Origin of the sequence: Phaeobacter italicus (genome assembly GCF_001258055.1) — a bacterium.
Taxonomy (GTDB): Bacteria; Pseudomonadota; Alphaproteobacteria; order Rhodobacterales; family Rhodobacteraceae; genus Phaeobacter; species Phaeobacter italicus.
In genome coordinates, this window is record NZ_CVRM01000033.1 from 54,916 (window position 1) to 69,525 (window position 14,610).

A 14,610-nucleotide genomic window follows, 5' to 3' on the forward strand; every position below is an offset into this window, starting at 1 on the left:
TGGTCCCTGTCTTTTCTTCACCTGCAAGGCTGGCCCAACAGGTATTTTTGGCTATTGCGCTGACTGTAACAGCGTCTCCCTTGCAGAGGCCAGCACCGCCTTGGTCACATCTGCGAGGGCAGGGGCCATGACCCTGCTGACCTGCCAGGTCAGGGGAACGAAGAGCGCAGCATCTTCTTTCAGGGGACACAGCGTTCCAGAGCCAAGGTGACCCGCCACCAGCTGGTCCGGGTTCATGCCCCAGCCCACACCCGCAAGAGCCGCATCGATAAAGGCCTGGCTGGATGGCAGGAAATGGACCGGGGGCGCAAGCCGTTGGGCAACATGCTGCTCCAGCCAGCTGCTTTGCAGCCGGTCCTTGGCGTTAAAGACCAGACAGGGCGCCCGGGCCGCGCTCTGCGCCGTCACTCCCTCGGCAAACCACCTGGCAATAAATCCGGGCGACGCGGTGGCGATATAGCGCAATGTGCCAAGGGCATAAGCGTCGCAGCCCGTGACCGGTTTGGAATGGGCCGTGACTGCCGCCGAAACCTCGCCCCGTCGCAGCCAGTCCGCGCTGTGATCCTGGTCATCCAGCACCAGATCAAACTCTACCCCCTCACAGGCCGCCATTGCCGCGATAAACCAGGTGGCGAGACTATCGGCATTGATCGCCACCCGCAGACGCGTGGCACCGGCGGCGCGATCCAGCCGCAGATCCTTGGACACCGCGGCCTCCAAAAGGGCGACATCCTCGGCGTGTTTGGCAATGCGTATCCCTGCCTCGGTGCCCAGACAGGGGATGCCGCGCTGAACCAGACTGCTGCCAACGCGATCCTCAAGCGCCTTGATCCGCTGGGAAATGGCCGATGGCGTGACCGACAGAGCATGCGCCGCCGCCTCAAAGCTGCCCAGTCGAAGAACCGCCGCCAGCGCCGCGAGTTGGTTGGGGTCGAACTGCATTAGATAATCTAAATCAGGGTCAATCTCTTTAATTTGATTACACTGCAGGGACTGGGTAGTCAAAACCTTGCCCCGACAGCTCTCGCCACTGGTAAAAGGAACAGGCCCCATGATTGCCGCCCTCTCGACGACGATCCCCCCAAGCCTGATCGCGGGGTTTTTCCTTGGCCTCAGCCTCATCATGGCGATTGGTGCGCAAAATGCCTTTGTGCTGCGTCAGGGTCTGCGGCGTCAGCATGTGTTCTGGATCTGCCTGACCTGTGCGGGATCAGATGCCCTGTTGATTGCAGCCGGGGTTTTGGGGTTTGGCTCGCTCGCTGGGGCAGTGCCTTGGTTTGAAACCGTGATGCGGCTTGGCGGCGCGGCATTCCTGATCTGGTATGGCGCGCGCAGCCTGCGTTCTGCTTGGCAGGGCGGTGCGCAGTTGGACAGCGTAGCAGAGGAGGGCAGGGTCGTGGCCCTGCTGCCCGTGATGGCCACCGTTCTGGCGCTGACCTGGCTGAACCCGCATGTTTATCTCGACACGGTGGTGTTGCTCGGTTCGATTTCAGCACAATATCCTGACCCGCTTCTGTTCGGGGCCGGTGCGGTCGTGGCGAGCTTTACGTTCTTCTTCAGCCTCGGCTATGGCGCTGCGGTGCTTGCCCCGGTGTTTGCCCGACCGCGCGCGTGGCAGGTGCTGGATGCTCTGGTCGGGCTCACCATGTGGGCCATCGCCGCAAAACTCTTGCTGATGTAACCAAACGTCGCGAACCCTCCCTTGCACGGATATTTCATATGTGAAGGGTTGTGGCGCGACGCGGGGAGTGATCTGATCCGCACCATGACCGACAACAGCCAAACCACAACCACCCCCCAAAGCCCTGCCAGCCAGCCGGTCATGGGGGTTTTTTGGATGCTGGTCACGGGGCTTTGCTTTGTGGCGGTGACTGCATTGGTCAAATATCTGGGCGATCGTATCCCGCCCGCGGAATCCGCGTTTCTGCGCTATCTTCTGGGGCTGGTCTTTCTGGTGCCGATGCTGCCCGCACTGCGCCGCACCCAAATCAGCAAACGGCTGTGGCAGCTGTTTGCGTTGCGCGGGTTTGTGCACACGCTGGGTGTGATCCTGTGGTTCTTTGCGATGACGCAGATCCCGCTCGCCGAGGTTACGGCGATGAACTACCTGTCGCCCATCTACGTTTCCATCGGCGCGGCTCTGTTCCTAGGAGAGCGGATGGCGCTGCGCCGCGTTGGGGCGATCGTGGTGGCGTTGATCGGCGCCCTGATCATCTTGCGCCCCGGCTTCCGCGAGGTTGAGATGGGGCATATCGCGATGCTGTTCACGGCGCTGGCGTTTGGCGCCTCCTACCTTCTGGCCAAGTCAACAGTCGGAGGCACCAACCCGGTTGTGGTGGTTGCCATGCTGTCGATTTGGGTCACCATCTTTCTTGCGCCTTTTGCAATCTCTGTCTGGGTCACGCCCAATCTGTGGGAACTGGCCATTCTCTTTGCAGTGGCAAGTTTCGCAACCGCGGGACATTACACCATGACGCTGGCCTTTGCGGCGGCGCCGGTCACGGTGACCCAGCCGGTCACGTTCTTGCAGCTGTTGTGGGCCACGCTTTTGGGGGCTCTGGTCTTTGCCGAACCGGTCGATATCTGGGTCGTGGCTGGCGGTTGCCTGATCCTTGCGGCGGTCAGCTTTATCACCTGGCGCGAGGCAGTGCTTAAAAAACGGGCAATTACGCCCGCGAGTTTGGCGACAAAGGTTTGATTTCGTAATTCGGTTACAAAACTGTGGTAGATTTTACACCGTGGGGAAACATGGTGACTAAAATGCAGGCCGTAATTGCATTTGCAATTCTTCTTGCCGCCTTGGGTTGGGGTGGTGCCACCTCTGCAGCGCCAGCGGCAGAGCGGATCCGCCTGTGCAATGATACCTCTGTGCCGCAATCCTCCTCGGTGGCGTTTCGCCGGGATGGGCAATGGATATCTGAGGGCTGGACCATGCTCCTGCCAGGGGCCTGCGCGCCGATCGTCGAGGGGCCGCTGACTAATCGGTTCTACTATTTCCGCAGTGAAAGCCCCGGCTGGACCTTCCGCGACGAGCGGATCAACTTCTGTGTCGGGCCTGAGGATTTCACCATCTTCGGGGATCATGACTGTGCGGTGCGCGGCTATCTGCCTGGCGCCTTTGCCAAAATCGACACAAGACCGGGCAGGGGGCTTGCCGTGACGGAAGAGGGCAATCTCGATGTCTACCTGTCTGCCTATTCTCTCCCCGGTGATCGCCAGGGCACTGGAGAGCTGCCGCAGCTGAAGCTGGAGGCGACCTTCACAGGCTGTGACATTCGCCGGGGTGACGGGGTGCTGCAGTGCAAATTCACCAGCGCCAAGGGGCAGATCTGTGTGGATGATGATGGGTTCACCAGCCTCAGCATTCTGGCTGCGTTGCAAAATCTGCCCGAGGGCACGCGGGTTCAGCTGCGCGGGACTGAGGTCAATCGTTTTGACACCGTCACGCAGGCGCGTCTGGATCAGGTTGTGCCACGCCGGGACAGGGGCACAGAGCTGATGCTCGCCGATCTTGAGGGCACATGGGTGTCAGAAGCCGACAGTTTTGACCGCTTCCGGGTCAAAGGGGCAGAGCGCATCAGTTTCTATGGTGATATCCCCACCTCGGTTGAAATGCTGTCGATCCAGTCCAGTTGCGGCGACCACAGCGGCGAGGGGCCATATCTTCTCGCCCAGTCCAGCGATGGCGGCGGGCCGACGCTGTGTTATCGCATTCTCAGCCTTGATGAGAGCAGCCTGATCCTGGCCTATCTGCCGCTTGGCAAGGAGCTGCGGTTCAACCGCCAGCCATCACAGTAGCCGTCAGGCGGTTAGCCGACCACCAGATCCACAACCCGATGCGCGGCCTTGCGCGCCTTGGCCGGGTCCAGCGGAACATCCGATTGCGCAGCCTGCAGCCAGACACCATCCATATAGCACTGCAACGCATGGCGCGCAGTCTCCAGCTGTTCCGGCGGGACCAGGCGGCGCAGCTCTGCCAGAAAATGGCTGCGGACGCGGTTTCTGTTGATTCGGTGCAGGCGTGACAAGCGCGGCGAATAGGGCGCGCTGGCCCAGAACTGCATCCAAAGGCTGCACTGCGCGACCTTGAAAAGATCGTCGTCAAAGTTGGCATCCATCACCGCATAAAGCCGGTCTTTTGGCGTATCTGCGGTTGAGTAGCCCCGGATCATCGCCTGCTTCAGCTTGTTCAGAAGATGTCGCATCGTGGCCTCCATGAGGCCTTCCTTGGAGCCGAAATAGTAGTTGATCGACGCAGCTGATGCCCCGGCTTCGCGCGCGATTTCTGCCATCGTTACAACGCCATATCCGCGCGTATGCACAGCCACGATTGTTGCCTCGATCAGCTCTTCGTTGCGGATGTCGCGAATACGTTTCCTACCCATGAGGAAAGTTTTGCGATAGCTCGGCCCATCTTTCAACTCCTGTTATGAAAAATCTGAAACTTGAATGGTCGTTCAAAAATTGGTTTGGGCGGACAGTGTTTCGTGTTATGTCAGTCCGATATGTCACTAAGGGCGATCAACGCCCATCCAAGGGAGGGACGTATGACAACAATTATCTCATTCGGGATTCTGCTGGCCTTTGCGCTGGTGGTGTTCTGCGTGATCAAGTGGTGGAATGTCCGAAATGTCGGCGTGACCCCCGTGCACCTATTCACCTTCATCGCGATCCTGTTCACCTCCGGTCTGGATGTCGGCCTGATCATGTTCCCGCTGGCCTGGGACTTCCCGCTTTATGCCGACACCACGGCAGAGCCCGCCTATGCCTTCACCAACCCGCTGGCGCTGGAGTTCGGCTTCTGGGGCTTTTTGATCTGGGGCTTCTACTTCCTGACCACTTTCTACTTCTGTGTGATCGAACCGCGGGTGAAGTTCTTTGAAATCCCGCTGGTGAAGCTGATCAACAATATCGTGATCATCGGCACCTGCGCCTTTACCGGTGCGCTGTTCCTGATCTACCTGCCGTATTACGCCACCTTCATGGGCGATGGTGAAAGCGTCATCACGGAATTCTACGTCATCACCTTCCTGGTGATCCTGTTTGCGGCCTTCTCCTCGACCGATATCAAATACGTGCGTGTGCTGTCGGTTGGCTCCACCGCGCTGTTTTTGGCGCTGATCCTGGGGATGTGGGCCTATGCGGGCATGGGCTTTGGCCAGTTCGTTGATACTGCCTCCAACATCGGCGGCTATTTTGCGAACATCCACAAATTCATCCTGCCGCTCACCGACTACCACGAATTCTACCTGTTCTGGTGGTTCGCGTGGTCGATCATGATCGGGCAGTTCACCTCCCGTTTTGTGGGCGGGCTGAAGACCTGGCAGGTGCTGGCATCGCTTCTGGTGTTCCCGTCGATCCCGCTGGGGATCTGGTTCTCGGTGCTGTATTTCTACCACCTGAACGGCATCGAAACGACGCTGCTGATCAACATCTCGATGGTCGCGGTTGGCATCATCTTCGTGATCAACTCGTTTGACTCGCTAATCCGCCTTTACACCGACAACCTCAACCTGTCGGCACAGCGCCTGGGCACCATTCCCTACGTGCTGGGCAATGCGGTCGTGCTGTTTGGCCTGACCCTCGCCTTCCAGAGCCAGTGGCTGCAGATCCAGTGGATCGGCACCGCAGTGATCGGGATCTATGTGGCCTGCCTGGCCTACATCATCCTGTTCAAACGCAGCGAAGTCATGAGCATCACCGCCTCGCCCGAGGAAAACGTGCTCGACTTCAACAAGATCAAGACAGCCCACTAACCCGGGCGCCCCGGCCACTGGGCCGGGGCCTTGGGGCGCAGGCCGTGTCTGCGCCCATACCTCATCACAGCGGCCCCGCCGCGATCCACAGACCCGGCGGTTGCGAGATCTGCACCGCCAACCAGATAGGAGACGTAGACAAGATGAACGCACCGACCATCCGCCTGACCCCGGTTGCCTCGTTGAGCGGCCTTGCGCGTCTTTGCGCGCCGATCCGCGCCTGAATTCACACTTTCGTGTCGCCAACAGGGGCGACGCGACCCGCAACCATTTGACCAGATGCATCGTTGAGCCTGACAGTCGCACGCTCAACACCCGCGAACAGACACAAGAGATTGGACGAGAACACGCCATGACCCATCCCGCACAGCCCACCGCCAGCCACTTCATCAACGGCGAATACGTCGAAGACACCAACGGCACCCCGATCCCGGTGATCTATGCCGCCACAGGCGAGCAGATCGCCACTGTCTACGCCGCGACCCCAGAGATCGTGGACCGTGCGCTGTCCACCGCAAAAGAGGCGCAAAAGGCGTGGGCCAAGATGACCGGCACCGAACGTGGCCGCATCCTGCGCCGTGCTGCCGACATCATGCGCGAACGCAACCACGAACTGTCGGTTCTGGAAACCTACGACACCGGCAAGCCGCTGCAGGAAACCCTGATTGCCGACGCCACCTCTGGCGCCGACGCGCTGGAATACTTCGGCGGTCTGGCTGGCTCCCTGACGGGTGAGCACATCCCGATGGGCGAGGACTGGGTTTACACCGTGCGCGAGGCACTGGGCCTGTGTGTTGGTATCGGCGCCTGGAACTACCCGACCCAGATTGCCTGCTGGAAGGGCGCGCCTGCGCTGGCTTGCGGCAACTCGATGGTGTTCAAACCGTCTGAAACCACACCGCTCTGCGCCCTCAAAGTGGCCGAAATCCTGCACGAGGCGGGCGCCCCTGCCGGCATCTACAACGTCATCCAGGGCATGGGCGAGGTTGGCGGCGCGCTGGTCACCGATCCGCGCGTTGACAAGGTCTCTCTGACCGGCTCGGTGCCGACCGGCAAAAAGGTCTATGCCGCCGCTGCCGAGGGCATGAAGCATGTCACAATGGAACTGGGCGGCAAGTCGCCGCTGATCATCTTTGATGACGCCGACATCGACAACGCCGTCGGCGGCGCCATCAACGGCAACTTCTATTCCTCCGGTCAGGTGTGTTCGAACGGCACCCGCGTGTTCGTGCAGAAAGGCATCAAGGAAAAATTCCTCGCCCGCCTGGCAGAGCGCACCGGCAACGCCATTCTGGGCGACCCGCAGGACGAGGCCACCAGCTTTGGCCCGATGGTCAGCGAAAACCAAATGAATATCGTGCTGGGCTACATCGAAAAGGGCAAAGAGGAAGGCGCGCGCCTGATCTGCGGCGGCAAGCGCGCAGACATGGATGGCTACTTCATCGAACCGACCGTCTTTGCCGATGTGACGGATGACATGACCATCGCCCGTGAAGAAATCTTTGGCCCGGTGATGTCGGTTCTCGACTTCGACACCGAGGAAGAAGTCATCGCGCGCGCCAATGACACCGAATTCGGCCTGTCTGCTGGCGTGTTTACCAACGACTTCAGCCGCGCCCACCGCGTGATCGGCCAGCTGGAGGCGGGCAGCTGCTTCATCAACTCCTACAACGATGCCCCGGTCGAAGCCCCCTTCGGCGGCGTCAAGGCATCGGGTGTGGGTCGCGAAAACTCCAAAGAGGCGATCAAGCACTTCAGCCAGGTGAAATCGGTCTACGTCCGCATGGGCGACGTCGAAGCGGCGTTCTGATCGCCGGGCCATCCCGCAATCGACGCCAAACCTGAACGACGGGCGGCCCGCAAGAGGCTGCGGAGCCGCCCGACACGACTATCGAGAGACGCAATGAACGCAGATTATGTAATTGTCGGGGCCGGGTCCGCCGGCTGTGCCATCGCCTACCGCCTGTCCGAAGCAGGCCACAAGGTTCTCGTCATCGAACACGGCGGCAGCGATGCCGGGCCGTTTATCCAGATGCCGGGTGCGCTCAGCTATCCGATGAACATGCCGCTCTATGACTGGGGCTACAAATCCCAGCCCGAGCCGCATCTGGGCGGGCGCGAGCTGGTCACACCGCGCGGCAAGGTCATTGGCGGGTCGTCCTCGATCAACGGCATGGTCTACGTGCGCGGTCACGCGGGCGACTACAACCACTGGGCCGAAAGCGGCGCAACCGGCTGGTCCTATGCTGACGTGCTGCCCTACTTCAAGCGCATGGAAACCTGGACCCCCCGAGGCCAGGGCGGTGATCCGGATTGGCGCGGCAAGGACGGCCCGCTGCATGTCACACGCGGTCCGCGTGACAACCCGCTGCATGATGCCTTTGTCCAGGCGGGCGAACAGGCGGGCTACCCGGTCACCGAAGACTACAACGGCGAGCAGCAAGAGGGCTTTGGCCCGATGGAAATGACCGTCTACAAAGGTCAGCGCTGGTCCGCCGCCAACGCCTATCTGAAACCCGCGCTCAAGCGGGACAACTGCGAACTGACCCGTGCCTTTGCCCGTCGCGTGGTGATCGAAGAGGGCCGCGCCGTCGGCGTTGAGGTCGAGCGCGGTGGCAAGATCGAAGTGATCCGCGCCAACCGCGAAGTGATCCTTTCGGCGTCCTCCATCAACTCGCCCAAACTGCTCATGCTCTCCGGCATCGGCCCGGCAGCCCATCTGGCAGAACATGGCATCGAGGTGGTCGCAGATCGCCCCGGCGTTGGTCAGAACCTGCAGGATCACCTGGAATTCTATTTCCAATACGCGTCCAAACAGCCGATCACGCTCTACAAATACTGGAACCTTCTGGGCAAGGCGTGGGTGGGCGCGCAGTGGCTGTTCACCAAAACCGGTCTTGGCGCCTCCAACCAGTTCGAAAGCGCGGCCTTCATCCGTTCCGACAAAGGCGTGGACTACCCTGATATTCAGTACCACTTCCTGCCCATCGCCGTGCGCTACGACGGTCAGGCCGCAGCCGAAGGGCATGGCTTCCAGGCGCATGTGGGCCCGATGCGCTCGGATTCGCGTGGGGAAATCACCCTCGCATCCAGCGACCCCAAAGACGCGCCAAAGATCCTGTTCAACTACATGTCGACGGAAAAGGATTGGGAAGACTTCCGCAAATGTATCCGCCTCACCCGCGAGATCTTTGGTCAGGACGCCATGAAGCCCTTCGTCAAACATGAAATCCAGCCGGGCGACGCCCTGCAAAGCGACGAAGAGCTGAACGGCTTTATCCGCGAGCACGTCGAAAGCGCCTATCACCCCTGTGGCACCTGCAAAATGGGCGCCGTGGATGATCCGATGGCCGTGGTTGACCCGGAATGCCGTGTCATCGGCGTCGATGGCCTGCGCGTCGCAGACAGCTCGATCTTCCCGCGCATCACCAACGGCAACCTCAACGGGCCCTCGATCATGACCGGCGAAAAAGCGTCGGATCATATCCTTGGCCGTCGCCTGCCGTCTTCAAATGCCCAAGCGTGGTTCAATCCGAATTGGGAAACATCCCAGCGCTGATCCCTGACATAGCTTTCCCTGAAACGCCCGCTGCACCTGGTTGCGCGGGCGTCTTTTTTTGTCGCGGAGCGGTCCAGTTTGATCCGGGTCAAAGTGGCGGGGCAGGGCGGCGGCTAACGTCACCCTGAAGCTAGAAAGAAGGAGCGAACAGATGTCCAACACCCCCCATGAGCTTGCCGCCGAATTCCCGGAAAAGCGCGACCAGATCCACGCGCTGAAACAATCCGACGCGCATTTCGCCAAGCTGGCAGACAGCTACCACGAGGTGAACCGCGCCGTGCACCGCGCCGAAACCAACGTAGAGCCCGTCAGCGAACAGGCCGAAACCGAGATGCGCAAACAGCGCGCTGCGCTCAAGGACGAAATCTGGGGCATTCTGGCCAAGGCCTGAGCCACCGCGCACATCTGAAAAGATCTCGAAAAAGGGCGTCCATCGGGCGCCCTTTTGGTCTGCCCGCCACCCAGATGACCATTCCCTCGCGGACAGGTTTTTCTGGACAGCACAGGACATTTGCGGCACCACACCCCGATGATGAGCCCGTTTCACACATCAGCCGCGCGTCTGATCGCGCGAATTACCATCCCGGCCTGAACCGCCGGGCCGGGTAATCCTGTCTGAAACACCTGCGCCGCCTGAGCGCGCGCGCCTCATCATATCAAAGGTTTCTCATGTCCCACGACACCCCTCTGCTGCATATGATCTGCGGCAAGATCGCTGCTGGAAAATCCACACTCGCCAAAGAGCTGGCCAAGGCAGATCACACCATCCTCATCAGTGAAGATGCCTGGCTCCACGCGCTGTTTGGCGATCAGATGGCCAGTTTGCAGGATTACGTGCGCTGTGCTGCGCGGCTGCGCACCGTGCTTGGCCCCCATGTCGCGCAGCTGTTGCAGGCGGGCAGCTGCGTTGTGCTGGATTTCCCCGCCAATACGGTCGAAACCCGCGCCTGGATGCGCGGCATCCTTGACCAAAGCGGGGCGGATCACTGCCTGCATCTGCTGGCACCGCCAGATGACGTCTGCATCGCCCGAATGCACGCCCGCACCGCAGCGGGTGATCATCCCTTTGCGGTCAGCGAGGCGCAGTTTCATCGTGTTTCCAAACACTTCGTCCCGCCCCAACCCGAAGAGGGGTACAAGATCCTTCGCCACGATGCGCGCTAGCTGCGCGGCTCAGTTCACCTCGTAGGGCAGAACCCCCCGCTGGTCCGTGTTGATGCTCAGTCGGCGCTCCAGCGGGGGGACAGAGCGCTGATGACAGTCGGGCCGCTCGCAGATCCGGCAGGAAATGCCAATCGGCTCGTAGGCGCTGTCATTGCTCACATCCAGGCCGTCCGCATAAACCAGCGCATCGGCGTGGCGCACCTCGCAGCCAAGGGCAATCGCATAGCGCCGCACCGGAGAGCCAAAAGAGCCGCCAGGTTTTGAGACATCACGCGCCAGCGAGATATAGCGCACCCCATCGGGCGTTTCCGCCAGCTGACGCAGAAATCGACCGGGGGTTTCAAACGCACGGTGCACGTTCCACAGAGGGCAGGCACCGCCAAAGCGGGCAAACTGCAACCGCGTGGCAGAATGCCGTTTGGTGATCGTGCCCGCCTGATCCACCCGGACAAAGAAAAACGGCACGCCCTTGGCGCCGGGGCGCTGCAGCGTCGACAGACGGTGGGCCACCTGTTCAATAGAGGCACCAAAACGGGTGGACAGCAGCTCCAGATCATGCCGGCAGCTCTGCGCCGCTTCCAGAAACGCCTGATAAGGCATCATCGCCGCGCCTGCGAAGTAGTTCGCCAATCCGATCTTGGCGATGGAGCGCGCCGCATCGCTTTGGAACCGCGCAAAATCCAGCGTCGCTTCCAGAAGATCATTCTGGCGCAACAGCGCCACCTGCAGCAAAAGCTGAAACAACTGCGTCTGCGGCGAGGCGCGGTTGGACAGATGCAGCACCTTGTTGGCCGCATCATAGCTGCGCAACCCGTCGATGTCGCTCCAGGCGACGGTGATATCCGCGTGTTCCAACGCGGCGATGGCGGCGCTGCGGGGATCAAGACGGCCCGCAAAATGTTCCGCTGCGCGGTCCACCGCATCGATGTAGTTGTCGCAATAATGGAAGAAATCGCGCACTTCCTCCCAGGGAGAGGCCTGAATGCGCGCGTCCTCGCGGCCCAATGCCTCATCCAGCGAGGCAAGCCGCTCGTGGGTCTGGCGATAGGCGCGATGCAGGGTCAGGAACGCCCGCGCCAGTGCTGGTGCATTTGACGCAGTGAGCCGCAGATCCGCCATCGGGGGGGCATCACTGGCAAATACCGGATCGGCCATCACTTCGCGCATGTCGCTGACCAGCCGCTCGCTGTCGCCGGTCGACAGCTCGGTCACGTCCAGACCAAACTCCTGCGCCAGCGCCAGAACCACCGTGGTAGAAACCGGGCGGTTGTTGTTTTCCATCTGGTTGAGATAGGGCAGGGACACGCCGAGTTTTGCCGCAAATTCCTTCTGCGTCAGGGACAGGCGCGTGCGCATCTCCCGCAGCTTGGCCCCGGCATAAAGTTTCTGTTGCGCCACGGCTGACACCCTTTGCAAATCCTGGATGCCGGAACTGTAGAATTGCAAACCCTACGGTGCAAGCCCTCTGGCGTGCCTCTTCGCATCGGTCCTGACGTGCGAATGGTCCGATGTGCAATTGGCCTGCCGCGAAATAGCCCGCCGCGTCAGAGGCCGAGTTGGCGTTCGCGGCGGATCACCACGATGATAGAGACAAAGCCCAGAACAGCAGTCGCCATCATCAGCTCCAGCAGCGGCGCAGCGGTGGCGCCGTCACCCAGCAGATAACCAGCATAAGCGCTAAGCCCGGCACCCACCCCGATCATGATCGCCCCCGCCAGCCCAGAGGCCGTGCCCGCCAGATGCGGGCGCACGGAAATGGCACCGGCGGTGGCATTTGGAATGCACATGCCATTGCCCAGGCCCACCAATGTCATGAACCCAAAGAAGGAATAAACGCTGTCCAGCCCCATCACCGCCAGCGCCATGGAGACCCCGACGCCGACGCTGTTGATGATGCAGCCGCGCAGCACCATCTGGTTCACCCCAATTCGGGTGGAAAAGCGCCCGGAAACAAAGTTGCCGAGGAAATAGCCAATGGCAGGGGTGGAAAAGTAAACGCCCAGCTCTGCTGCGGTCAGCCCGTAGATCTGGGTGCCGACATAGGGCGCGCCCCCCAGATAGGCAAAAAACGCACCCGACGACATGCCGGAGGCCAGCGAATACCCCCAGAACCGGGGCGAGCGCAGCAGCTCTGGGTATTCGCGGAACTGGGCAATCAGGGTTTTGCCGCTTTTGGCGGCGGTTTCCCCCAGATCGAAATAGGTGATGGCAAAGGTGGCACCGCCAAGCAGCATCAGCAGCCAGAAATTGGCCTGCCAGCCCATGCTCTCTTCAAGAAAGCCGCCAATCACCGGGCCAATCATCGGCACCACGGCCATGCCCATGGTGACATAGCCGATCATGCTGGCAGCTTCCGGGCCGTCATAAATGTCGCGCACAGCCGCCCGGCTCAGCACCATCGCGGCGGCGACAATCGCCTGGCACATCCGGAAAAACAGGAAAATCTCGGCCGTTGGAGCAAACAGGCAGCCAAGCGTGGCCACCAGAAACAGCGCAACCCCCCACAGGATCACGGGCCTGCGCCCCAGTTTGTCGGAAATTGGCCCGACAAAGATCTGCACACCGGCGCTCACCGCGAGGTAGAGCGCAACAGACAGCTGCATCAGGCTGTAATCGGCTTCGAAATAGCGCGCCATCCCGGGGAGGGAGGGCAGGAAAATGTTCATGGCAAGCGCCGAAAGCCCGGAGAGCAGGATCAGTGTGCCAAGGGTGGGGTTGGTGGAGCGGTTGAGAAACCGCCGCGGATTGCTTCGCATGTGAAGGATCTAGGGCAGCCCGCGGCGATTGTCCATAAGGGCGGATCAGACCAGCAGATCGTCGCTGATTTGATCCAGCGTCACATTTCGCAGGGTCAGGCTGTGGTTGCCGTCAAAGTCAAAGACAACATCGTTGCCCACTTCGCTGGCCCGCGCCAGCACCTGGTCTGCCGTGCCGTGGCCGCGGATGTGCAGCGTGTCGATATCGTCCTGAAAGTCGCGGATCGTATCATTGCCGGTGTTGCCAAAGAACTGAAAGGTATCCGCCCCGCCCATTCCCTGCATCTGGTCATTGCCAAATTGGCCGTTCAGAGTATCCCGTCCAGGCCCTCCCAAAAGCAGATCGTTGCCGGAGTTGCCAAGCAGCCGGTCATTGCCATAGCCGCCCCTGAGCGTGTCGCGCCCGCTGCCGCCCTTGAGGATATCGACACCACCGTTGCCGACAAGGCTGTCATTGCCGGTCTGACCAAGGAGCGTGTCGCGCCCCCGCCCGCCGGTCAGCTGATTGTTGCTGCCATTGCCGGTCAGCCGGTCCCGGCCAAGGCCGCCAATGGCGTTTTCGATGGTCACACCATGGCCGATCACCACGTCGCTGTCGGCATCAAAGCTGGAGAAGGCCATCTGCCGCAGGTCCAGTCTGACACCGCTGCTGCGATCACTTGCATCAAAGGTATCAACACCGCCGGTGTCCCAGATCAGGTCCACGGTGTCGGTGCGCGCACCGCTGTAGGTGGTGTTGCCGCTGTTGTATTGCGCCGCACCCCAGATGTCCTGCAGGGCGATCACATCGAATAGCATCATCGCATCGCTATCCAACCCGTTGATTGGATTGGGGGAATAGGACATGACCGTATAGAGGTTGTTTTCAAATTCCGCAGGCAGGGCCGGGTTGGCCTCAAAACTGTGCTGCAGGCCCATCGCATGGCCGATCTCATGCAGGATCAGGCTCTCGCGGTCGTCGCGCGACATGTCCTGCTGGTTGTCGAATACGGCAAAACCATCCCATCTGGTGATGGTGGTTCCACGATAGCCGATGCTGTAGCCGCCAATACCCACGGTAGAGCCCGGAATGGACACCAGCCCGAGGTTGAGATCCGGATCGCTCTGCCCGTTCACCTCGACGAAATCGACGTTCAGAAAGGTCTCGATATGGGCAAAGGCTTCGCGGAAGTTCTCACGCTCGGCGGCGGTGAAGGTCTGCCAGTCGTAGAATGTCGTATTGGTTGGCAGGTCGGCAGGCTCTGTGGTGTCTGCGAACTGGTAGGTGATCGTCAGGCGCGGCGCATTTGCGGTGTTCAGCGGGTCGCTGTTGTAAAAACTGTCGAACTGCATCGCCTGAATGATCTGGGAGGGCTGTAGCATGGGGGGCGTTCCG

13 protein-coding genes are annotated in these 14,610 nt (G+C 60.8%); 8 read left to right on the plus strand and 5 right to left on the minus strand.

The genetic code is table 11. The features are described from left to right. Positions 1–51: 51 nt before the first annotated feature. Positions 52–942, minus strand: a complete 891-nt coding sequence (locus NIT7645_RS15210) for a LysR family transcriptional regulator ArgP (RefSeq protein WP_008562192.1) — start codon at positions 940–942, stop codon at positions 52–54. A 109-nt stretch (positions 943–1,051) separates the two neighbouring features. Here NIT7645_RS15210 and NIT7645_RS15215 point away from each other — a divergent pair, with 109 nt between their 5' ends. From NIT7645_RS15215 to NIT7645_RS15225, 3 genes are all read left to right on the plus strand, one after another. Beyond that, positions 1,052–1,681 (plus strand): LysE/ArgO family amino acid transporter, encoded by a 630-nt coding sequence (locus tag NIT7645_RS15215; RefSeq protein ID WP_008558744.1) that lies wholly within the window; start codon positions 1,052–1,054, stop codon positions 1,679–1,681. Positions 1,682–1,765: 84 nt separating this feature from the next. Next, positions 1,766–2,698: a DMT family transporter gene (locus tag NIT7645_RS15220; protein WP_050687522.1), complete on the plus strand. Its 933-nt coding sequence runs from the start codon at positions 1,766–1,768 to the stop codon at positions 2,696–2,698. Positions 2,699–2,760: 62 nt separating this feature from the next. After that, positions 2,761–3,798, plus strand: a complete 1,038-nt coding sequence (locus NIT7645_RS15225) for a DUF1036 domain-containing protein (protein ID WP_037302204.1) — start codon at positions 2,761–2,763, stop codon at positions 3,796–3,798. 11 nt (positions 3,799–3,809) lie between these two features. On the opposite strand, the gene betI is transcribed toward NIT7645_RS15225, so the two are convergent. After that, on the minus strand, positions 3,810–4,385 hold the full coding sequence (betI, locus tag NIT7645_RS15230) for a choline-binding transcriptional repressor BetI (RefSeq protein ID WP_008560335.1): 576 nt from the start codon (positions 4,383–4,385) through the stop codon (positions 3,810–3,812). A 162-nt stretch (positions 4,386–4,547) separates the two neighbouring features. Here betI and NIT7645_RS15235 point away from each other — a divergent pair, with 162 nt between their 5' ends. The 5 genes from NIT7645_RS15235 (at position 4,548) to NIT7645_RS15260 (ending at position 10,479) form a co-directional block, all read left to right on the plus strand. Continuing rightward, positions 4,548–5,756 (plus strand): choline transporter, encoded by a 1,209-nt coding sequence (locus NIT7645_RS15235; RefSeq protein WP_008559174.1) that lies wholly within the window; start codon positions 4,548–4,550, stop codon positions 5,754–5,756. A gap of 352 nt (positions 5,757–6,108) precedes the next feature. Continuing rightward, on the plus strand, positions 6,109–7,566 hold the full coding sequence (gene betB, locus NIT7645_RS15245) for a betaine-aldehyde dehydrogenase (protein ID WP_008560382.1): 1,458 nt from the start codon (positions 6,109–6,111) through the stop codon (positions 7,564–7,566). A gap of 93 nt (positions 7,567–7,659) precedes the next feature. Beyond that, complete coding sequence (gene betA, locus NIT7645_RS15250) at positions 7,660–9,315, plus strand: choline dehydrogenase (protein ID WP_008562631.1); 1,656 nt, start codon at positions 7,660–7,662, stop codon at positions 9,313–9,315. Positions 9,316–9,466: 151 nt separating this feature from the next. Next, entirely contained in the window at positions 9,467–9,706 is a 240-nt protein-coding gene (locus NIT7645_RS15255; RefSeq protein ID WP_008559143.1) for an HP1242/YdcH family protein, read from the plus strand. Positions 9,707–9,984: 278 nt separating this feature from the next. After that, complete coding sequence (locus tag NIT7645_RS15260; RefSeq protein WP_050687466.1) at positions 9,985–10,479, plus strand: P-loop nucleotide/nucleoside kinase family protein; 495 nt, start codon at positions 9,985–9,987, stop codon at positions 10,477–10,479. A gap of 9 nt (positions 10,480–10,488) precedes the next feature. Here NIT7645_RS15260 and NIT7645_RS15265 read toward each other — a convergent pair whose 3' ends face one another. The 3 genes from NIT7645_RS15265 to NIT7645_RS15275 form a co-directional block, all read right to left on the minus strand. Then, positions 10,489–11,877 (minus strand): helix-turn-helix domain-containing protein, encoded by a 1,389-nt coding sequence (locus tag NIT7645_RS15265; RefSeq protein WP_008558758.1) that lies wholly within the window; start codon positions 11,875–11,877, stop codon positions 10,489–10,491. A gap of 146 nt (positions 11,878–12,023) precedes the next feature. Further along, the gene (locus NIT7645_RS15270; RefSeq protein WP_008561034.1) at positions 12,024–13,235 is read right to left on the minus strand and encodes a multidrug effflux MFS transporter; all 1,212 of its coding nucleotides are present in this window, start codon (positions 13,233–13,235) and stop codon (positions 12,024–12,026) included. Between the two features lie 45 nt (positions 13,236–13,280). Further along, the gene (locus NIT7645_RS15275; RefSeq protein ID WP_008559228.1) at positions 13,281–14,597 is read right to left on the minus strand and encodes a M10 family metallopeptidase C-terminal domain-containing protein; all 1,317 of its coding nucleotides are present in this window, start codon (positions 14,595–14,597) and stop codon (positions 13,281–13,283) included. Positions 14,598–14,610: the final 13 nt, after the last annotated feature.

What these genes read in the sequence shown, in the direction of transcription:
- NIT7645_RS15210 (WP_008562192.1), bottom strand. Translation starts at nt 942, where the DNA reads ATGCAGTTCGACCCCAACCAACTCGCGGCGCTGGCGGCGGTTCTTCGA.
- NIT7645_RS15220 (WP_050687522.1), top strand. Translation starts at nt 1,766, where the DNA reads ATGACCGACAACAGCCAAACCACAACCACCCCCCAAAGCCCTGCCAGC.
- NIT7645_RS15215 (WP_008558744.1), top strand. Translation starts at nt 1,052, where the DNA reads ATGATTGCCGCCCTCTCGACGACGATCCCCCCAAGCCTGATCGCGGGG.
- betA (WP_008562631.1), top strand. Translation starts at nt 7,660, where the DNA reads ATGAACGCAGATTATGTAATTGTCGGGGCCGGGTCCGCCGGCTGTGCC.
- NIT7645_RS15260 (WP_050687466.1), top strand. Translation starts at nt 9,985, where the DNA reads ATGTCCCACGACACCCCTCTGCTGCATATGATCTGCGGCAAGATCGCT.
- NIT7645_RS15275 (WP_008559228.1), bottom strand. Translation starts at nt 14,597, where the DNA reads ATGCTACAGCCCTCCCAGATCATTCAGGCGATGCAGTTCGACAGTTTT.
- betB (WP_008560382.1), top strand. Translation starts at nt 6,109, where the DNA reads ATGACCCATCCCGCACAGCCCACCGCCAGCCACTTCATCAACGGCGAA.
- NIT7645_RS15270 (WP_008561034.1), bottom strand. Translation starts at nt 13,235, where the DNA reads ATGCGAAGCAATCCGCGGCGGTTTCTCAACCGCTCCACCAACCCCACC.
- betI (WP_008560335.1), bottom strand. Translation starts at nt 4,385, where the DNA reads ATGGGTAGGAAACGTATTCGCGACATCCGCAACGAAGAGCTGATCGAG.
- NIT7645_RS15255 (WP_008559143.1), top strand. Translation starts at nt 9,467, where the DNA reads ATGTCCAACACCCCCCATGAGCTTGCCGCCGAATTCCCGGAAAAGCGC.
- NIT7645_RS15235 (WP_008559174.1), top strand. Translation starts at nt 4,548, where the DNA reads ATGACAACAATTATCTCATTCGGGATTCTGCTGGCCTTTGCGCTGGTG.
- NIT7645_RS15225 (WP_037302204.1), top strand. Translation starts at nt 2,761, where the DNA reads ATGCAGGCCGTAATTGCATTTGCAATTCTTCTTGCCGCCTTGGGTTGG.